The 19,133-nt window shown below is 72.4% G+C and carries 20 protein-coding genes; 8 read left to right on the forward strand and 12 right to left on the reverse strand.

All coding sequences use genetic code 11. The features are described from left to right. Positions 1-56: 56 nt before the first annotated feature. The 3 genes from AC5JJ1_RS23530 to AC5JJ1_RS23540 all read left to right on the forward strand — a co-directional run bounded on the left by AC5JJ1_RS23530 (position 57) and on the right by AC5JJ1_RS23540 (position 2,793). Positions 57-1,739, forward strand: a complete 1,683-nt coding sequence (locus AC5JJ1_RS23530; protein ID WP_495787543.1) for a Na+/H+ antiporter — start codon at positions 57-59, stop codon at positions 1,737-1,739. Beyond that, positions 1,736-2,155, forward strand: coding sequence for a VOC family protein (locus AC5JJ1_RS23535; RefSeq protein ID WP_495787544.1), 420 nt, complete (start codon positions 1,736-1,738; stop codon positions 2,153-2,155). Before AC5JJ1_RS23530 ends, AC5JJ1_RS23535 begins: the two co-directional genes overlap by 4 nt. Before the next feature lie 122 nt (positions 2,156-2,277). Further along, complete coding sequence (locus AC5JJ1_RS23540; RefSeq protein WP_495787545.1) at positions 2,278-2,793, forward strand: YMGG-like glycine zipper-containing protein; 516 nt, start codon at positions 2,278-2,280, stop codon at positions 2,791-2,793. Positions 2,794-2,824: 31 nt separating this feature from the next. Here AC5JJ1_RS23540 and AC5JJ1_RS23545 read toward each other — a convergent pair whose 3' ends face one another. From AC5JJ1_RS23545 to AC5JJ1_RS23565, 5 genes are all read right to left on the reverse strand, one after another. Continuing rightward, on the reverse strand, positions 2,825-4,246 hold the full coding sequence (locus AC5JJ1_RS23545) for a TRAP transporter large permease (RefSeq protein ID WP_495787546.1): 1,422 nt from the start codon (positions 4,244-4,246) through the stop codon (positions 2,825-2,827). 3 nt (positions 4,247-4,249) lie between these two features. After that, positions 4,250-4,783 (reverse strand): TRAP transporter small permease, encoded by a 534-nt coding sequence (locus tag AC5JJ1_RS23550; protein ID WP_495787547.1) that lies wholly within the window; start codon positions 4,781-4,783, stop codon positions 4,250-4,252. Positions 4,784-4,964: 181 nt separating this feature from the next. Beyond that, on the reverse strand, positions 4,965-5,942 hold the full coding sequence (locus AC5JJ1_RS23555) for a TRAP transporter substrate-binding protein (protein ID WP_495787548.1): 978 nt from the start codon (positions 5,940-5,942) through the stop codon (positions 4,965-4,967). A 68-nt stretch (positions 5,943-6,010) separates the two neighbouring features. Further along, on the reverse strand, positions 6,011-6,448 hold the full coding sequence (locus AC5JJ1_RS23560) for a CBS domain-containing protein (protein WP_495787549.1): 438 nt from the start codon (positions 6,446-6,448) through the stop codon (positions 6,011-6,013). An 89-nt stretch (positions 6,449-6,537) separates the two neighbouring features. Further along, complete coding sequence (locus AC5JJ1_RS23565; RefSeq protein ID WP_495787550.1) at positions 6,538-8,328, reverse strand: glucan ABC transporter ATP-binding protein/ permease; 1,791 nt, start codon at positions 8,326-8,328, stop codon at positions 6,538-6,540. A gap of 229 nt (positions 8,329-8,557) precedes the next feature. Between AC5JJ1_RS23565 and AC5JJ1_RS23570 the strand changes: the two genes are divergently transcribed. Beyond that, a complete protein-coding gene (locus AC5JJ1_RS23570; protein WP_495787551.1) occupies positions 8,558-9,547 on the forward strand; it encodes a Bug family tripartite tricarboxylate transporter substrate binding protein in 990 nt (329 codons plus the stop codon). Positions 9,548-9,633: 86 nt separating this feature from the next. On the opposite strand, the gene AC5JJ1_RS23575 is transcribed toward AC5JJ1_RS23570, so the two are convergent. Beyond that, positions 9,634-10,368, reverse strand: a complete 735-nt coding sequence (locus tag AC5JJ1_RS23575) for an aspartate/glutamate racemase family protein (RefSeq protein ID WP_495787552.1) — start codon at positions 10,366-10,368, stop codon at positions 9,634-9,636. 4 nt (positions 10,369-10,372) lie between these two features. After that, positions 10,373-11,167: a hypothetical protein gene (locus AC5JJ1_RS23580; protein ID WP_495787553.1), complete on the reverse strand. Its 795-nt coding sequence runs from the start codon at positions 11,165-11,167 to the stop codon at positions 10,373-10,375. 121 nt (positions 11,168-11,288) lie between these two features. On the opposite strand from AC5JJ1_RS23580, the gene AC5JJ1_RS23585 reads away from it, so the two are divergent. Then, entirely contained in the window at positions 11,289-12,422 is a 1,134-nt protein-coding gene (locus tag AC5JJ1_RS23585) for a M20/M25/M40 family metallo-hydrolase (protein WP_495787554.1), read from the forward strand. Between the two features lie 4 nt (positions 12,423-12,426). Here the strand turns inward: AC5JJ1_RS23585 and AC5JJ1_RS23590 are convergent, their stop codons facing one another. Next, entirely contained in the window at positions 12,427-12,822 is a 396-nt protein-coding gene (locus AC5JJ1_RS23590; protein WP_495787555.1) for a gamma-glutamylcyclotransferase family protein, read from the reverse strand. Positions 12,823-12,886: 64 nt separating this feature from the next. Here AC5JJ1_RS23590 and AC5JJ1_RS23595 point away from each other — a divergent pair, with 64 nt between their 5' ends. Next, on the forward strand, positions 12,887-13,561 hold the full coding sequence (locus AC5JJ1_RS23595; RefSeq protein ID WP_495787556.1) for a DNA-3-methyladenine glycosylase family protein: 675 nt from the start codon (positions 12,887-12,889) through the stop codon (positions 13,559-13,561). Positions 13,562-13,640: 79 nt separating this feature from the next. Here AC5JJ1_RS23595 and AC5JJ1_RS23600 read toward each other — a convergent pair whose 3' ends face one another. Continuing rightward, positions 13,641-14,177 carry a TetR/AcrR family transcriptional regulator gene (locus AC5JJ1_RS23600; RefSeq protein ID WP_495787557.1) on the reverse strand — a complete coding sequence of 179 codons (537 nt, stop codon included), beginning with the start codon at positions 14,175-14,177 and terminating at the stop codon, positions 13,641-13,643. Positions 14,178-14,230: 53 nt separating this feature from the next. Between AC5JJ1_RS23600 and AC5JJ1_RS23605 the strand changes: the two genes are divergently transcribed. Beyond that, positions 14,231-14,593, forward strand: coding sequence for a DUF2306 domain-containing protein (locus AC5JJ1_RS23605; RefSeq protein WP_495787558.1), 363 nt, complete (start codon positions 14,231-14,233; stop codon positions 14,591-14,593). Here the strand turns inward: AC5JJ1_RS23605 and AC5JJ1_RS23610 are convergent. Then, on the reverse strand, positions 14,572-15,567 hold the full coding sequence (locus AC5JJ1_RS23610; RefSeq protein ID WP_495787559.1) for an SDR family NAD(P)-dependent oxidoreductase: 996 nt from the start codon (positions 15,565-15,567) through the stop codon (positions 14,572-14,574). The genes AC5JJ1_RS23605 and AC5JJ1_RS23610 overlap by 22 nt on opposite strands. 181 nt (positions 15,568-15,748) lie before the next feature. Between AC5JJ1_RS23610 and AC5JJ1_RS23615 the strand changes: the two genes are divergently transcribed. After that, a complete protein-coding gene (locus AC5JJ1_RS23615; protein ID WP_495787560.1) occupies positions 15,749-16,693 on the forward strand; it encodes a metallophosphoesterase in 945 nt (314 codons plus the stop codon). Here AC5JJ1_RS23615 and AC5JJ1_RS23620 read toward each other — a convergent pair. Further along, positions 16,690-17,517: a PPC domain-containing DNA-binding protein gene (locus AC5JJ1_RS23620; RefSeq protein WP_495787561.1), complete on the reverse strand. Its 828-nt coding sequence runs from the start codon at positions 17,515-17,517 to the stop codon at positions 16,690-16,692. The two genes, AC5JJ1_RS23615 and AC5JJ1_RS23620, sit on opposite strands and share 4 nt — an antisense overlap. Further along, positions 17,514-19,115, reverse strand: coding sequence for an acyl-CoA synthetase (locus tag AC5JJ1_RS23625; protein WP_495787562.1), 1,602 nt, complete (start codon positions 19,113-19,115; stop codon positions 17,514-17,516). Before AC5JJ1_RS23625 ends, AC5JJ1_RS23620 begins: the two co-directional genes overlap by 4 nt. Positions 19,116-19,133: the final 18 nt, after the last annotated feature.

The following is a 19,133-nucleotide window of genomic DNA, read 5'->3' on the forward strand; positions in this document are numbered from 1 at the left end:
TGGGGCGCCGTCGGACCCTCTCGCAACCGGGCCGATCGGGCAGGTAGAAGCAGGACATGGCTCTGGTCGAACTGCTCCTCGCGCTCATCGGCGCCTGCATCGGATTCTCGCTCCTCGCGCGGCGGCTGCGGCTGCCCTATGCCGTGATCCTCGTGGTAGGGGGGATGGTGCTGGCGCTCATCCCCGGCATGCCGAGCCTGCAGCTCGACCCCGACCTGGCGCTCGCCTTCTTCCTGCCGCCGCTGCTGCAGGTGAGCGCCTACCGGACAGACTGGCGAGCCTTCCGCAGCAATCTGGGGCCGATCCTGCTGCTGGCCGTGGGGGCCGTGGCGTTCACCGCCTTCGTCATCGCCGGCGTGGCGCGCTGGCTGGTGCCGGAGCTTCCCTGGCCGGCGGCGATCGCGCTCGGCGCCATCGTCGCGCCGCCGGATGCGGTCGCGGCCTCAGCCGTGCTGCAAAGGCTGCGGCTGCCGCGGCGCATCGTCACCGTGCTCGAGGGCGAGAGCCTGATCAACGACGCCTCCTCCCTCGTGCTCTACAAGCTGGCGGTCGCCGCCGCGCTGGCGAGCGGCACCTTCGGCGCGGCGAGCGGGGCGGCGAGCTTCTTCGTGCTCGGCCTCGGCGGGATCGTCGTCGGCTGGGCCGTGGGCCGGGCCGCGCTCTGGGTGATGCCGCGGCTCGACGACCTCATGCTGGAGACGACGGTCGGCTTCCTCGCCGCCTACGCCTCCTACATGGCGGGCGAGGCGCTGCATGTCTCGGGGGTGCTGGCGGTGGTGACGACGGGGCTGGTCCTCGGCCGGGCGCAGCACACCGTGCTCTCCTATGGCGCGCGCGTGACCATGGCCACGGTCTGGCGCTTCGTCGAATTCCTGCTCACCAGCCTGGTCTTCCTGCTGATCGGCCTGCAGCTCAACGATGTGCTGGACCGCATTGCGAGCCGCGGGATGCTCGACCTCGCCGGCATCGCCGGGGGCGTAGCCCTGGCGCTGATCCTGTCGCGCTTCCTCTGGGTGTTCCCGGCGAGCTGGCTGCCGCGGCGCATCCCGGCGCTGCGCCGCCGGGACCCGATGCCGGACTGGCGGCACATCGCCATCGTCGGCTGGGCCGGAATGCGCGGCGTGGTGAGCCTTGCCGCGGCGCTCGCCCTGCCGGCGGGCTTCCCGGAGCGCGACCTCATCGTCTTCCTCGCCTTCACCGTCATCCTGGCGACGCTGGTGGTGCAGGGGACGACGCTGGAATGGGTGATCCAGCGGCTGGGCGTGACGCTGCCGCCGCATCCGAACGGCGTCGACCCGGAGGAGGCCGAGGGGCGGCGGCTCATCGCGGCGGCGGCGCTGGCCGAGATCGAGCGCCGGCTGGAGGATCCGCTGGAGGGGGCCATCGCCGCCGACCTGGTCCATGAGTACCGCGACCGGGCCGGACATCTGCACCGGACGGCCGCCGGACAGGGCGCGGCGACCGCCGAGCGGACGGCGCGGCGGCGCCTCCGGCTCGCGGCGCTCGAGGCATCGCGGCGGCAGCTGATCGCGCATTATCAGGCCGGGCTTATCCCGGAGGAGGGGTTGGTGAAGCTGGAGCAGGAACTCGACCTCGAGGAATTGCGGGTTCGCCAAGTGCTGGGCGACGACCGGACAGAGGCGCAGAAGCGGCACGACGCCAAGCTTCGGCAGGCGGCGGAGGCGGCGGCCGGCATCGCCGGCAAGCCGGACGGCCTGCTGGTGGAGAAGCGGGCATGACCGGCGCCGTGGCCCCTCCCCCCGCCTTCGCCCAGCAGGTCACCTTCCTCTATGCCGAGGATCCGGCCGCCTGCCGCGACTTCTACAGCCGTGTGCTCGGCCTCGAGCTGGTGCAGGACCAGGGCTTCGCCGCGATCTATGCGACGGCGGGGCGCCGGGCCTTCCTCGGCGTGGTGCGGGCGCGCGTACCGCGCCAGGGGCATGAGCCGCGGGCGGAGGGGGGCGTGGTGCTGACCCTCGTCACGCCGGCGGTGGAGGCCTGGCACGCGCACCTAACCGCCGAGGGCGTGGTGGTCGAGGGAATGCCGGAGGCGAATGCGGCGACGGGCATCACGCATTTCTTCTTCCGCGACCCGGCGGGCTACCTGCTCGAGATCCAGCGCTTCGACCGTCCGGATTGGCCGATCCCCGGCTGACATCCGCGTGCCGGTTCTCCACCGCCCGCGCAACCATTTCAGCGCGGAGGCGTTCCGGTTGGTGCGGGGCGGCGGCGCGCAGGCGCGACCACCCGGAGAAACGGCAAGGGATGGAGGAAGAGATGAGCTGGAAGATCCTGGGCGCGGCCGGCCTGGCCCTGGCGCTCGCGGCCTGCGGGACCAACAGTTCCGACCGGACGACCGGCGGCGCGGCCGCGGGCGCGGCGACGGGCGCCGGCGTCGGTGCGCTGGGCGGGCCGGTCGGCGCGCTGGCCGGGGCCGCGATCGGCGCCGGCGCCGGCGCGGTGGCGGGGGCGACGACCAGCCCGCGCGACGTCAACCTCGGCACGCCGCCCTGGAGCAACCCGGAGGTGCGGACGCCGATCGACAACCGCCGCTCGGCCCGCCGCAGCGGCCACCGCTCGCAGAGCGCGGCGCGCCGGCCGACCAGCGAGGCGGATCGCGCCTATATGGGCGGCGGCATGGTGGGCGGCACGACGCCGAGCAGCACCGGCGCGACGACCACCAACACAACCGGCACGACCGGCACCGGCATGGGGGCCCGTGGCGATGCGGTGCCGCCCGCCGGCACCGCCCCGGCCGGCAACAGCATGAACAGCACCACCCCGATGCGGTGAGGCTGGCAGGCGTAGCGGGGCCTCGGCCCCGCTACCGCGACAGCAGGAGGTCCGGCAGGCCGGTGACCAGCGTCACCGGAAAGAGGGTGCAGAGCACCACCGTCAGCACCAGCATCAGGAAAAAGGGCAGGCTGGCCATCGCCACCTCGGTCTGCTCCTTCCCTGTCATCGTCTGCATGACGAAGAGGTTGAAGCCGACCGGCGGCGTGATCTCGGCAATCTCCACCAGCAGCACGATGAAGATACCGAACCAGACCAGGTCGAAGCCGGCCTGCTGGACGAGTGGGATGACGATGGAGGTGGTCAGCACGATCATCGAGACGCCGTCGAGCGCGGTGCCGAGCAGGACGTAGACGACGGTGAGGATGGCGATCAGCCCATAGGGGCCGAGATTGAGATGCGCCACGCCCTCGGCGAGCGCCGCCGGGATGCCGGTCAGCGCCATCGCTTTGGTGAGGAAGGCCGCCCCCGCCAGGATGAACATGATCATGCAGGACAGGCGCGTCGCGCCCTTCACGCTGTCGATGAAGGCCTGCCAGGTCAGCACGCGCTCGCCGGCGGCGAGGCCAAGAAGCGCGAAGAAGGCGATCGGCCAGACCTCGGAGAAGCCGATGACGCCGAAGGCCCAGGCCAGGATGTCTGCCGCCAGCAGCACCGCGCCGGTGCGCCAGCCGGCCGCCATCAGCAGCGAGCCGAGCACGCCGAAGGCCGCCGCCTCCGTCGCCGTCGCCCAGCCGACGAACATGGTGCCGATGACGACGACGATGAGCACGGCGCAGGGGATGAGCTTGGCGCTGGCCCGCATCTTGTCGAGGAAGCTCATCCGCGGCTCGGCCCTGGGCTGCTTCTGCGGGTTCAGCATGGCCCAGACGGCGATATAGGCGCTGAAGAGCAGCATCACCAGCAGGCCCGGGATGCAGCCGGCGATGAAGACGCGGATGATCGAGACCTCGGCTGCCACCGCATAGACGACCATGATGATCGAGGGCGGGATCAGGATGCCGAGCGTCCCCGAGGTCGCCAGCGAGCCGACGGCGACGTTCTCGTCATAGCCACGGCGCTTCAGCTCCGGCAGCGCGATCTTCGAGACCGTCGCGCAGGTCGCGGCGCTCGAGCCGGAGACGCTGCCGAAGATGCCGCAGGCGAGGATGTTGACGTGCAGCAGGCCGCCCGGGATGCGCCGCACCCATGGGGCGAGGCCGTTGAACAGCTCCTCCGACAGCTTGGTGCGGAAGAGGATCTCGCCCATCCAGACGAACATCGGCAGCGCGGCAAGGGTCCAGGAGCCGGTCGCCTCCCAGAAGGAGGAGGCGAGGAAGAGGCCGGGGCTCGGATGCACGAAGACCATGGCGACATAGCCGACGGCGGCGAGCGACATGGCGATCCAGAGCCCGGCGCCAAGCAGCACGCAAAGCAGCACCAGCAGCAGCAGGGCGAAGGTCAGCAGATCCATCGGTCAGACCTCCGCCGAGAAGTCGCCGGCCGCGGCGCGTTCCTCAGCCGCGACGACATAGCCCGGCTTGGCGCCGGCGAGGACGGCTGCCCACTCGTCGAGGATGGCGAGGAGCAGCAGGCCGCTCCCGAGCGGGACGGACATCTTCGGAATCCAGAGCGGGATGGGCACCGTGCCCTGCGCCACCTCCTCGATCTCCCAGCTGAACCACATGTCCTGCGCGGTCCAGAAGGTGACGTAGGCGATCAGCACCGCGGCGATGCCGAGCACCAGCAGCTCCGCCCAGCGGCGGGCTGCGGGGCCGAGCCTGTCGAGCGCCATGCCGACGCGGATCAGCTCGCCGCGCTTGAAGGTGGCGGCGAGGGCGAAGAAGGTGGTGGAGACGCAGAGATAGGCGCTGATGTCGTCGGCGGCGGGAAGCTGGAGCTGCATCTCCCGCATCACCACCTGCGCCATCATCACGCAGAAGATGGCAAAGAGCGACAGGGCGGCGAGGCCGGCGCCCAGGGCATAAAGCGCATCGAGCAGGCGGCGCATTCGGCTCAGCAGCCTCCGGTGACGCGGCGGATGGATGGCATCGATGGAGGCCCTTTGATGGCGGAACCCGGCAGGGCACCATCGCCGGGGGCTCCGGCGGCCGCAAGGGGCCAAGCCATGGCTGAAACAGGGCGGATGGACGGCGCTGCCCGCGATGGAGGCAGCGCCGCGCCCGGAATGGTCAGGCGGCGCGCAGGGCGTCCACCAGCTTGCGGCCATCCTCGCCGGTGCGTTGGACCCATTCCTCGGTCATGGTGTCGCCGATCTTCTTCAGCCCCGCCATGACGTCGGGCGGGATGGTGCCGATCGTGAGGCCCTTCTCCGCGAGCCGCGCCACGGCCGCCTTCTGCGCCTCCTCGGCATAGGCCCAGCCGCGGTCCTCGGCCTTCCCCGCCATCGCCTTGACCGCGGCCTGCTGGTCGGCCGGCAGGCCCTCCAGCGCGCGGCGGGAGATGAGGACGGCGTTCTTGGTCATCGAGAAGGCGGCCGGGGTGAAGACCTTGGCATAGTCCCAGGCGGAGGTGTCGACGCCGGTCTGGGCGCTCGTCACCATGGCGGTGGCGATGCCGGTGGCGAAGGCCTGGGCCAGCTCCGCCTGCTGCACCAGCACTGGGTTGGCGCCGACCAGGGCGGCGAAGCGGTTGGTCAGCGGGCTGAAGGTACGGAAGCGGCTGCCCTTCAGCACGTCGAGGCTGGCGAGCGGCACCTGGGTATAGAAGCCGGCCGCGGGCCAGCCGACGGTATAGAGCAGCGACAGCCCCTGGCGGGCGAGGCGCGCCTCGATATAGGGGCGCTGGAGCTCGGCCAGCCTCTTGGCGCCGGCGAAGTCGGCGACGAGGAAAGGCACCGCATCGGCGTCGAAGAAGGGATCCTCGTTGGAATAGGCGGTCAGCAGGATTTCGCCGAGCTGCACCTGGCCGGTCTGCACGCCGCGCTTGATCTGCGGCATGGGCAGGAGGGAGGCGTTGCTGTGCAGCTGGACCTGCAGCTTGCCGCCGGTGCCCTGCTCGAGATCGGTGCAGAATTCGCGGAGGTTCCTGGTGTGGAAATTGCCGTCCGGATAGGCGCTGGCGAGCTGCCACCTGGTCTGGGCCCGGGCCAGGCCCGGGATTGCGAGCAGGCTCGGCGCCGCCAGCGCGGCGCGACGGGTGATGGTCATGCGTGGAAGCCCCCGGTTCATTACCAGGGGCGAGTGAAGCCCGGAAGGCGTCCCCTCAACAAGGGGCCTTAGCCGGCCGAGACCACGTAATGCTTCAGCTCCTCCGCCTCCTGCTCGGCGGCCTCGATACGGGCTTTCACCAGGTCGCCGATCGAGACCATGCCGACCAGGCCGCCGCCGGCATCGAGCACGGGCAGGTGGCGCACCCGGCGCTCCGTCATCAGCGACAGGGCCTCGGCCACCAGGGTCTGCGGGCGAATGGTGACGAGGTCACGGGTCATGAACTGCGTGGCTTTGAGGCCGGTGGTGCCGGGGCCGTGTGCCGCCATGCCGCGGACGATGTCCCGCTCGCTCAGGATGCCGAGCAACTCGCCGGCCGGGCCGCGCACCAGGGCGGCGCCGATGCGGTGCTCGGCCAGCAGCCGGGCCGCGTCGAGGACGCTCTGTTCGGGCCCGAGCGAGATGACGCGGTTGCCCTTCGTCTTCAGGATGGCGGCGATGACCATGGGTTTCTCCCTTGGGCTGTCTCTTCCAGGGGATCAGGCTGCGCTGCCGCGCGCGGCGGCTGCAAGCAAAAGCCGTGCTGCGGCATCGGTCATTCCGCCGCCTTCACGGCTTCGGGCGCGGCGAGCGGGGCGCTGGCGGTGAGCTGGGTCTTCACCAGCTCGGCGAAGCGGCCGCCCTCGCGGACCAGCGCGTCGAAGCTGCCGCGCTCGGCGATGCGGCCGCCCTCGAAGACGAGGATCTCGTCCGCGTCGCGCACGGTGGAGAGCCGGTGGGCGATGATGAAGGTGGTGCGCCCGGCCATCAGCGCGGCGAGCGCCTTCTGCACCCGCGCCTCGGTGGCGGCGTCGAGGGCGCTGGTGGCCTCGTCGAGGATCAGCACCGGCGGGTCCTTCAGCAGCGCGCGGGCGATGGCCAGGCGCTGGCGCTGGCCGCCGGACAGGCTGGCGCCGCGCTCGCCGACCAGCGTGTCGTAGCCCTTCGGCTGCCGGATGATGAAGTCGTGCGCCTCGGCCATGCGGCAGGCGCGCTCCAGCTCCTCATGCGTCGCTTCGGGGCGCCCGACCAGCAGGTTGTCCCGGATGGTCCGGTTGAAGAGCATGCTCTCCTGGAAGACGACGCCGACATTGCGGCGGAGGCTGTCGAGGCTGATGTCCCGCAGGTCGTGGCCGTCGAGCGTGACCCGGCCGGCGACCGGATCCCAGAGGCGCTGCAGCAGCGCCATGGCTGTCGACTTGCCGGCGCCGGTCTGGCCGACCAGGGCGATGGTCCGGCCTGGATCGGCGCGGAACTCGACATCGGAGAGGATCCGCGGGCCGCCCGGATAGGCGAATGCCACCCGCTCGAACACGACCTGGCCGCCGGCGCGGCCGAGCGAGATGGCGCCCGGACGCTCCGGCACGCTGGTCCGTGCGTCCAGCACCTCGAAGAATTCGGCGATGCCCGGTGCCTGGAAGACGAGGCGGGAGACGAAGGCGACGGCGCCCTCCAGCTTGCTGATCAGTAGCGTGGCGAAGCCCATGAAGCTGACGATCTCGCCGACCGTCGCCTTGCCGTCGAGATGCAGCACGGTGCCGAGGATGAAGATGGCGATGACCGTCAGCGTGCTCGCGGCGCGGGTCAGCACGGAGACGACGGCCCACCAGTTCAGCACCGGGAATTGATGGTCCATCACCTGGCGGATGATGTCGCCGAACATCCGCGCCTCGCTCGCCATGCGGGTGAAGGACTGCACGACGATGACGTTGGAAAGCGCATCCTGGGCCGTGCCGGCGAGGCGCGACTGGAACATCTCCACCTTGCCCTGCGCCGTCTCGGTCTGCCTGATGACGAAGGCGGTGATGACGGCGAAGACGACGACCAGGCCGAGGAGCAGCAGGCCGAGCCGCCAGTTCATCGCCAGCGTCAGCGGCAGCAGCACCAGCGCCGCGACGAAGGTCGACATGTGGTCGCGGAAGAAGGCGAGCCAGATGCTGAAGAGGTTGTCGGCGCCGACCAGCATCACCTTCATCAGGCGGCCCGACTGGATGTCGCCGTGGAAGGAGAGCGGCAGGGCGAGGACGTGCTCGAAATACTGGTGCATGGAGACCAGCCGGTTGCGATGCGCCATGCGGTCCGCCAGCAGCGAGACGGCGACGGTCGCGCCGATGCCGGAGAGGCCGACGGCGCACCAGAGCGCGAGCAGGGCGAAGGCCTGCTCCCAGACCTGCTCCCGCGTGTTGGTCGCGGCGTGGGAGAGCACGTCGACCACTCGGCCGAACAGAACCGGCTCCAGGAAGAGCAGGCCGGCGAGCGCGATGTTGGCGATCGAAAGGCCGACCGCGACCCAGCGGTCCTTCGACAGCAGCTTCAGGACCCGCCCGTAGAGCCTGACAAAATCCATCCCGGCGCCCCTGTGAGTGGTCCCCGCGCCCGGCGGCGCCGGGCTCCATCCTGCCTATTGGGCAAGCCCCGCCGACCGGCAAGGCCTGCCCTGCGACAACACCGGAGAGGGATCGGCGGAAGGCGGCGCAAGTTCCCTCCCTCCAGTGGAACGATCCCGTGCCGGGAGGGTTGACGGCGGCCCGGCCGCACCGCCACCTATGCCGCAGAAGAACCGGGAGAGACGTCCGATGATCCTGACCCGCCGCAGGGCGCTCGCCGCCGGGGCCGGCCTGCTCGCCGCCCCTGCCCTCGCCCAGGAGGCCTGGCCGTTGCGCACCGTGCGGCTGGTCGTGCCCTTCACCCCGGCCGGCACCACCGACATCTCGGCCCGCATCCTGGCCGAGCGGCTGACCCAACGGCTCGGCCAGAATGTCATCGTTGAGAACCGGCCCGGGGCGGGCGGCAATATCGGCTCCGATGCCGTGGTGAAGTCCGACCCGGACGGCTACACGCTGCTGATGTGCACGGTGAGCTCGGGGGCGATCAACTACAGCCTCTACGGGTCGAAGATGCCCTACAAGCCCGAGGAGCTGGCCGCCGCCGGCCTCATGCTGCAGGTCCCGAACTCCATCTTCGTCACCAACGCCCTGCCGGTGAGGACGCTGAGGGAGCTGGTGGACTACGTGAAGGCGCGGCCGGGCCAGCTCAACAACGGCAGCTCCGGCATCGGCACCTCGCTGCACCTGACCGGGGAGCTGCTGAAATCCGTCGCGGGCATCGAGATGCAGCATGTGCCGTTCCGCGGCGCCGGGCCGATGCTGCAGGAGGTGATCGCCGGGCGGATCGAGGTGGCGGTGGACAACCTGCCCTCGGTCATCGGCCATCTGCGCGAGGGGCGGCTGCGGCCGCTGGCGGTGACGACGAAGCAGCGCAGCTCCGCCTTGCCGGACGTGCCGACCACGGCGGAGGCAGGCTTCCCCGATGTGGAGGCGACGGCCTGGTTTGGCGTGCAGGCGCCGGCGCGGACGCCGAAGCCGATCATCGACCGGCTCGGGGCCGAGATCGACGCGGTGGTGAAGGAGCCGGAGACGCGGGCCAAGATCGCCGACCTCGGCGGCATGGCGCCGGGGCTGACGCCGGATGGCGGCACCTCGCCTGCCGGGTTCGAGCGCTTCATCCGCGCCGAGATCGCCAAATGGACCGAGGTGGTGCGGAAGTCGGGCGCAACGGCGGAGTAGCACGCCGGCGGACCAGGATTCAGGGCCGCCTGGGCGTGGCCCCTGCGGTGCTCTGTGGCATGTCGCCAGCCCGCGGCAGCGGCGCCCTACCCGCCGCGGAACAGGGCAGCGAGGGCCGGGTCGACGCCGCTCACTTCGCGCCCGCGCGGCGCGGCGAAGCTGCCGAGGCCAGGCTTCGGCAGCTTCAGGGCGACGAGCATCTCCAGCAGCCGGACGCCGCAGGCGATGCCGTCCACCAGCGGCACCGGCGATTCGGGCTGCAGCCGCGCCGCCATCCCGGCCAGCGCGGCGCCCCCGAGCACGACCGAATCGGCGCCCTCCGCGGCGAGGCCGGCGATGGCCGCCTGCAGCTTGCGCGCCACCCCCTCCGGATCCCGCACGGCATCCTGCGGCGTGGCATCGACACCGGCGAGGCCGGCGAGGCGGGCGCTCAGCCCGTGCTGCGCGATGCGCTCGCGGTAGGTCTCCGTGCCGCCGAAGGTGACGAGGCCGAAGCGGCCGCCGGCGAGGCAGGCGGTGAGGCAGGCGGCCTCCGTCATCCCGACCACCGGGCAGGGCATGAGCTGGCGCGCGGCCTCCAGCGCCGTATCGTGGCTGACGGCGAGCAGCACGGCATCCACCGCGCCGGCCTGGGTGGCGAGGAGCTCCAGCAGGGCATGGCCGGCGACGATGTTCTCGGCGCGGGAGGAGATCACCGCCGGGCCGAAGCGCGGCGTCGCCGGGACGATCTCGGTGCCTGGGCTCGCGGCGGCGCGGGCGGCGGCGGCGCAGAGCCCGGTGATGGCCTCGGTAGTGTTGGCATTGGCGACCAGGATGCGCATCGGCTCAGCCCCCGACCATCGGCGAGCCGCGGGCGCGGAAGGGCTCCGGCAGGGAACGGGGGTTCGGCCGGTCGATCCAGAGGCGGCGGAGCTCCGGCGCCGGCGCGGCGATGCGCGTCCAGACCAGGCGGGGGTTCAGCAGCAGCAGGTCTCCGGCATGGAGCGGCAGAACGAGCGCCTGGCCGGGCGCCGCCGCGGCCGCCTCCAGCGCCGCGAGCGCAGATTGCTGGTCGGGGTCGAGCGCGGCTTCGGCCATCGCCTCCGGGTCGTGATGGCTAACGAAGGCACCCTCGGTGGTCGAGAAGACCGGGAGCGCGGCCTCGCCAAAGGGGAAGTCGCGGTGGAGCACGGCGAGCGCCCCCCGGTCGGCCTTCAGCAGCGCATTGTGTAGGGCGGCGGCGGAGACGAGGCCGAGCGCACCCTCCGGCAGGCTGCCGAGGCACAGCAGCAGGGCGGCATCGGCCGGGTCGGCGCGGAACTGGGGGCTGGCGGCGGGCGTCTCGGCACCTTGCGGGAAGGGGCGGCCAAGCAGGCGGCCGAGGGCGAGCAGCGGCTCCTCCGGCGCCGGGAGGCGGTCGAGCTTCAGGCCGCGGAGGAGGCAGAAGCCGCGGCCGTCGTCCAGCCGCTCGGCGGCCTGGCGCAGCAGCGCGGTGAGCTGCGGCCGCTGTGCCGCATCGGGCTCGGCCAGCTCGGCCGCGGCCTCGGCCCCAGCCGGGATCATCCAGTCGGCGGGGCTGAGGGCAGAGCCGGCCCAGGCGGCAGGGCCGGCCTGGGGGATGAGGCGGGGGGGCTGGGTCATGGCGGCAAGCCTAGCAGCCGGGCCGCGTCGGCGTCAGGGAGAGCGCGGCCGCGCAAGGACCCCATTGCCGGCCGGCCGCGACGGATACACGCTCCCTTCCCTCTCACACCGGAGATGCCGCATGGACCAGCCCGTCCTCGACCTGCCCTTCGACGCCGAGGCAATGCTGCCTGGCCTGCGCCGCTGGGTCGAATGCGAGAGCCCAACCTTCGACGCCGCCGCCGTCGCCCGGATGATGGAGATCGCGGCGCGCGACCTGGCGCTGATGGGCGCGCGCATCGAGACCATCCCCGGGCGGATGGGCTACGGGCCCTGCGTGCGGGCCAGCTTCCCCCACCCGAACCCAAGCCTGCCCGGCGTGCTGGTGATGGGGCATCTCGACACCGTCCACCCCATCGGGACGCTGGAGCCGCTGCCCTGGCGGGTCGAGGGCAACCGGGTCTACGGCCCCGGGGTCTATGACATGAAGGGCGGCAACTGGATCGCCCTCGAGGCCATCCGCCAGCTCACCCGCGCCGGCATCGCCACCAGCCGGCCGGTGACGGTGCTGCTGACCAGCGACGAGGAGGTCGGCTCGCCCTCGACGCGCGACCTGATCGAGGCGGAGGCGGCGCGCCACGCCGTGGTGCTGGTGCCGGAGCCGGCGCGGCCGGATGGCGGCGTGGTGACGGGGCGCTACGCCATCGCCCGCTTCAACCTGCGTGCCACCGGCCGGCCGAGCCATGCCGGGGCGCGGCTCGCCGATGGACGCAGCGCCATCCGCGAGATGTGCCGCCAGGTGGTGGCGATCGAGGCGCTGACGACCGACGACGTCACCTTCTCGGTCGGCGTGATCCATGGCGGGCAATGGGTGAACTGCGTGGCGACGCATTGCGATGCGGAGAGCCTCTCCATGGCGAAGCGCCAGGAGGACCTCGACCACGCGGTCGAGACCATGCTGGCGCTGCGGCCGACGGGCAACGACGTGCAGCTCGAGGTGCGGCGCGGCGTGACGCGGCCGGTCTGGGAGCCGGATGCGCGCGGGATGGAGCTCTACGGCACGGCGCGGCGGATCGCCCGGGGCATCGGCTTCGACGTCAGCTCGCAGAGCGCGGGCGGCGGCTCGGACGGCAACTTCACCGGGGCGATGGGCATCCCGACCTTGGACGGGCTCGGCGTGCAGGGCGCGGGCGGCCATACGCTGGAGGAGCACCTGTTGCTCGACAGCCTGGTGCCGCGGGCCCGGCTTCTGGCCGGGCTGCTGCAGGTGGTGTGAGGGCTCAGGCGGCCAGCGCCGCCTCGAGCGGCGCCGCGTCGAAGCCGAAGTCGCAGTAGCCCTGGCGCAGCCGCGCCACGTATTCGGCCGAGGGCGGGCCGGGGCGGAAGGCGAGCTCGTGGTAGATCCAGGCCTCGCCGCCATCCGGCAGGGCGAGGCGGGCCCGCTCATAGGTATGCGGGCCCTCGTAGCGGTCGAGGCTCGCCATGTGCGCCTCCGTCACCTGCCAGAGGCCGATCGGGCAGGCGGCCACGGAGTCCGGCTCGATCAGGGCGAATTTGCGCAGCACCAGCCGCCAGCCGGGGAGCAGCAGGCCGCGGACGACGACTGCGCCTGGGCAGCGGGCCTGCATCTGCGCATGGGAGAGGTTGCTGCCATAGGCGGCATAGAGTTCGGGCATGGGCGAAGCATCCCCGGCGCGGGCGGCATGGCGCAAGCCCGGGCGGCCAGGATAGAAGCGCCGGATGAGCGACATGGCCGGCGGCAGCCCGAAGCAGACCGAACGCCCCGACTGGGCCCGCGCCGAGCGCGCCCTCAGGCGCGACCCGGTCCTGAAGAAGGTGATCAAGCAGATCGGCCCCTGCACGCTCGAGCCGGTGACGCGCGAGCCCTATGAGGCGCTGGTCCGCGCCATCGCCCACCAGCAGGTGCATGGGCGGGCGGCGGAGGCGATCCTCGGCCGGCTGCTGGCGCTGCATCCGGCGCATGCCTTCCCGCCGCCGGAAGCGATCCTGGCGATGGAGGTGGAGGCGATGCGGGGCTGCGGCCTCTCTGGCTCCAAGGTCGCCGCCATCCGCGACATCGCCGAGAAGTCGGCCGGCGGGCTGGTGCCGACGCGCGAGGCCTGCTCGCGCTTCGACGACGCGGCGCTGATCGAGCGGCTCGTCGCCATCCGCGGCGTCGGGCGCTGGACGGTCGAGATGCTGCTGATCTTCACGCTCGGGCGCCCCGACGTGCTGCCGGTCGACGACTTCGGCGTGCGCGAGGGGTGGAAGGTGGCGGCGGGGCTCGAGGCACAGCCGAAGCCGAAGGAGCTGGCGGCGATCGGCGAGGCCTGGAAGCCCTGGCGCAGCGTCGCCGCCTGGTATCTCTGGCGCGCGGCGGATGCGGCGAAGCGGAGCGTGTTCAAGCCGCAATAGAGCACGATCGCTGAAGGCTGGAGCGGCCGGAGGCGTCCATCATGCAGCGAGGGAATGAGCTGGACCCCGGCCCAGCGGCTCAGCCAGGCAGCAGCTCGCGCACCAGGACGGCGGGGTCCTCGGCCGGCAGCGCGCCGTCGAGCAGCAGCATCGCCAGGCCATGCACCAGGCCCCAGGCCCGCAGCGAGGCCGGGCGGGAGCCCGCGCGGGCCGAGAGCGCCTCGAAGGCGGCGTTGCGGGCGGCGGCCAGGCCGGCATCGCGGGCCGAGGCGCGGGCGGTGAGCGGGCCGAACATCAGCCGGAAGCGCGCCGGCCGGGCCAGGGCGAAGTCGACATAGGCGATCCCCATGGCGTCGAGCGGCCCATCGGGCGCCGCGGCGGCGGCCTGCCGCAGCGCCTCACCGAACTCGGCGAAGCCGCGGAGTGCGATGCGGGCCAGCAGCGCCTCCTTGTCCGGGAAGTGGCGGTAGGCGGCAGCGGGGGAGACGCCGGCGCGGCGGGCGGCCTCGCGCAGGGAGAAGGCGCCGTCGCCGCCCTCGTCGAGCAACGCCTCGCCGGCCGCGACCAGGGCGCTCGGCAGGTCGCCATGGTGGTAGCTGCGCTCGGATGTTGACATCGTTCACATGGGCTCCGAAGTTATCGCCGTTAACATAACCGGCGAGGCCTCCCATGCCCATCCCCGTGCTGCTGCACCTCGGCTTCTCCGCCTTCGCCATGCTGGTGGTGCCGGTCGCGCTCCTCCTGCCGAAGCCCGGCGGCGGGGGGCACCGCCTTTGGGGCCGCCTGGCGGCGGCGGGGCTGGTGGGGGCGGCGGTGACGGCGCTCTTCGTCGCCCGGCATGGGCCCTCGCCGCTGCATCTCTTGGCCCTCGCCCTGCTGGTGACGGTCGCGCGGGCGGTGGTGCTCGCACGGCGGGGGCGGATCGAGGCGCATCGGCGGATGATGCTGGTCGCGGCGGGCAGCCTCTATGTCGCCGGGGCGGCGGCGGTCTTCGTCCTCGACCGGGTCGCCTACCGGCTGCTGTTCGGCTGATCCTCCCGCTCCATCCGGGCGCGGGCATTGCCGGCGACGCCGGTGCCCTCCGCCACGGGGGCGTAGAGGGAGCCGCTGGTCGGCGGGGTGGGCGCGCCGCTCTCCATCTGGGCGCGGTGGACCACGTCGCCGGCGATGCGCTCGGCAAGGCCGGGCCAGATCCGCTCGCCGAGCACGGCGCCCTTCGCCTTCCAGCCCACCGCCAGCTCGCTCGTCGGGCGCACCGAGACGCGGATGATGGCGTCGACCGTCTGATCGGGCCCATCCATCAGCACCATGCGCGGCGTCCGGCCGCTGTAGTTGCCCGCATGCTGCCAGAAGGGCGTGTCGACGGCCCAGGGCAGCACGGTCGAGACGGCGATGCGGTCGCCGAGCCCGCCGAGGCGCAGCTCCTGGTTCAGCGCGTTGCCGAGGCCGATGACGGCATGCTTCGTCGCGCTGTAGCTCGCATGATAGGCGAGCGGCACGCGGCCCTCGACCGAGGCGATGTTGACCAGGGTGCCGCCGCCCTGGCTGCGGAAGCGGCGCAGCGCGGCATGGCTGCCATAGATCACGCCCTTCAGGTTCACGTCGACGACGCGGGCATGGTCCTCGACCGGGATCTCCTCGAACCGGCCGATGCTGGCGACGGCGGCGTTATTCACCCAGACATCGATGCGGCCGAAGCGGGCGACGGCTGCCGCGGCCAGGGCCTCCACCTGATCGGGCTGGCTGACATCGGTCGGGACGACCAGGGCCTGCCCGCCGGCGGCCCGGATCTCGCCCGCCACCTCCTCCAGCACCGGGGCGCGGCGGGCGGCGAGGACGACATTCGCCCCCTGCGCGCCGACCCGCGTGGCGACGCCGCGGCCGAAGCCGCTGGAGGCGCCGGTGACGACATAGGTGCGGTTGGCGATCTCCTCCCGCCCCGGCTGGGTGGCGCAGGCGGCAAGGAGCAGGGCCAGGGCGATGAGGGCAAGCGGCGATCGGGGCAAGGCGGCCGGGCTTTCGGCAGGGATGCGGCTTCAACCGGGAGCGTGGGCGGCCGTTCCCGCCCGGCGCGGACCGAATGGTGCTTTTCAAGGACGGCCCTCCCATGCCATTCGAGCGGCGCATCCCCGCTTTTCGGCACAGGGCGAGGCCCCAGATAGGGGCTGGGTTAGGACAGGACCAGGCATGACGACGGAAGCGGCAGCCTATGGCGGCCTCACGGCCGGCGCGGAGTCCCGGCCGGAGGCCCTGGCGCGGACGGCTCCGGCGCGGCGGCCCGGACGCCGGCGGCTGCTCGGCTGGCTCGGCGCCCATCGCCGCGGCGGAACGCATGAGCCGCGGCTCGAGCTGGTGCGCTACCGCCTGGCCCCGGCCAGCTGGCCGCGGGACCTGCCGCTCTCCATCGCCATCATCGCGGACCCGCATGCCGGCGGGCCGCAGACGCCGATGGAGCACCTGGCGCGCGCGGTCGGCATGACGAATGCGCTGCGACCGGACCTCGTCGTGCTGCTGGGGGACTACCTCGCGGATGGGCGCTTCGTCGCCGACCGGCCGGCCATGCGGCAGGTGGCGGAGATCCTGGCCGGGCTGCATGCACCCCTCGGCGTGCATGCGGTGCTCGGCAACCATGATTGGTGGGAATGCCCGGCGACGCAGGCCGGCCTCCGGGCGCTGCCCGAGGCGGCGGAGGCCTTTGCCGCGGCCGGGCTTCCGGTCATGCACAACGAGCTCCGCCGCCTCTCGCATCGCGGCCGGGAGGTGTGGCTGGCCGGGCTCGGCAGCCAATGGGCCTATCGCCGGGGCGGCGCCATCTACGGCGCGCATGACCTCGAGGGGACGCTGGCCGGCATCCCCGACGGCGCGCCGAGCATCCTGCTGGCGCATGAGCCGGACATCTTTCCCTTCGTGCCCGAGCATGTGGGGGTGACGCTGTCCGGCCATACCCATGGCGGGCAGGTGCGGGTGCGCGGCTATTCGCCGCTGGTGCCGAGCCGCTACGGCAACCGCTACGCCTATGGCGCCGTGGTCGAGGAGGGGCGGCACCTCGTGGTCTCCGGCGGGATCGGAAACTCGGCGCTGCCGATCAGGGTCGGGATGCCGCCGGAAGTCACGCTGGTGGAGCTGGCCTAGGCTTCGTCCACGAGCAGCGCCTCGATGGTGATACAGACCGGGTTCTCGCCCGGCAGCAGGGTCCCGTCATGCACCCGGCCCTGCATGTCGGCCAGGGCGATGCCGAGGCCATCGCCGGTGAAGAGCATCTCCGTCGCATAGTCCTCGACCGCGCCGCCGCCCGCGAACCGCGCGCCGATCAGGCTGCCGAGGCTGCCGCGCAAGGCGGGGCAACGGAGGCCGTGCCGGCTCGCGACCGCGGCGAGGGCGCCCGCGGCATCCTCGTTCGGTCGGATGCGGACCGCAGCCGCGGGCCGGGCACCGGGCCGCGGCGGACCCATGGCGGGGATGGGATGGAAGACGGTGAAATTCGTCTCCGCATCCGGCTCCGAGACCAGGGCGATGCCGCTGAGGCCCCAGGCGCGGGCGGCGACAGGGCTGGCGAGCAGTGTCTCCTCCGGCAGCACATGGCCGCCGCGGCGTCCGGCGGCCTCCTCCCAGACGGCGTGGCAGTGCAGCCAGGGCTGTCCGGTGCGGCGGCCCAAGGTGATGCAGGCGCGCTCGAGGCGGGCGCCGGCGGCCGGCATATGGGTCCTGCTGTAATAGGCGGCATGGGTCGCATCCGGCGCCGGGGCCGGAAGGACGTAGGAGAAGGGCGCGAGGGTGCCGCCCTCGAGTTCCAGCGTCGCGCTGTCGAAGCCGGCGGCGTAGACGGCGCGCGTCACTGCCTCCAGCAGCGACAGGCCGGGCGCGAGGGTGAGTGCGAGCGGCAGCGCATGGCCAGCGACGCTCTCGATGCGCGGCTCGAGGGCCGGGCCAGGCTGGGCGAGACGGCGCGGGCTCATGCGAGGGGCAGCAGGCCGCGGGCCTCCATCTCCTCCCGCACCATCTTCTTGGTGATCTTGCCGTAGCCGGAGCGCGGCAGCGCCTCCCAAGCGAAGACGCGCCGCGGCATCTTGTAGCGGGCCATGCGGCCATCGAGCCAGGCGAGCAGCGCCTGCTCCTCCACCGCCTCTCCCGCGCGGGGGACGATGACGGCGACGCCGACCTCGCCCCAGTGCCGGTCCGGCACGCCGACGACCGCGACCTCTGCGACGCCGGGATACTGCAGGATCAGCTCCTCCACCTCGCGCGGATAGACGTTCGATCCGCCGGAGATGTACATGTCGGAGGCACGGCCGGTGATGTAGAGGAAGCCCTCTGCGTCCATGTGGCCGAGATCGCCGCTGCGGAACCAGCCCTGGCGAAAGGCCTTGGCATTGGCCTCCGGGTTGTCCCAGTAGCCGGCGAAGACGGCGGGGCCGGCGACGCAAATCTCGCCCTGGGCGCCGGGCGCGACCTCCCTGCCCTGCTCGTCCTGGATCTGGATCTCGATCCCCGTCCGGGCATAGCCGCAGGTGCCGATGCGGGCGGCGGGGCCGTCCTCCTCCTCATGCAGGCCGGCGGGCAGGACGGTGATGTTGCCCGTCACCTCGCCCAGGCCGAAATACTGCACGATGACGCGGCCGAGCTTGCGCAGCGCGAATTTCTGATCCTCGCGGTACATCGGCGCGCCGGCATAGATGACGTAGCGCAGCGAGGCGTGGTCGTGCCGGTCGACCGCGGGGTGCTCCACCAGCATCTTCAGGATGGTCGGCACGGTGAACATGTTGCTGACGCGATGGGCCTCGACCAGCCGCCAGGCCTCGGCCGCGTCGAACCGCTCGCCGGGGAGGAGGATGCTAGCGGCGCCGCGCGCCACCTGCGTCAGGAAATGGATGCCGGCGCCGTGCGAGAGGGGGGCGACGACCAGCGAGGCATCCTGTTCGGTCGTGCCCGGCATCAGGTCGCACAGATGGTTGGTGATGACGAAGGCCATCTGCCCATGCGTCAGCACTGCCGCCTTGGGCCGTCCGGTGGTGCCGGAGGTGAAGAAGAACCAGCACGGGTCGTCATAGGCGGCATCGGCGATGGGGAAGGCCTGGCCCTCGCCGGCGGCGATCAGCGCCTCATGCGTCGCCTGGCCGAACCCGGCCTCGCCGATGCTTGCCAGCAGGCGGAGATCGGGCAGCGCCGCCTCGACGGCCGCGGCATGCTCGGGGAAGACGGACCCGCAGAGGAAGGCGCGGGCGCCGGAGGCCTCGGCGAGATAGGCGACCTCCTCCGGCACCAGCCGGACATTGGTCGGCACCAGCACAGCGCCGAGGCGGAAGGTGGCGAACATCGCCTCCAGGATCTCGTTGGCGTTCCTGGCATGGACCAGCACGCGGTCGCCCTTGCCGATGCCATGCACGGCGAGGGAGGCGGCAAGCGCCGTGCTGCGCCGCTCGAACTCGCGCCAAGTCCAGCGGCGCTCGCCCCAGGCCAGGGCCAGGCGATCGGGCAGGCGGCGGGCGGTCTGGGCGAGGAAGCCGGCGAGGTTCATCACCCGGCGCGAGACGGGCAGGCTGGTCATCGAGGTCATGCGGGCGGTCCCTCCTTC

Source organism: Belnapia sp. (genome assembly GCF_059504005.1).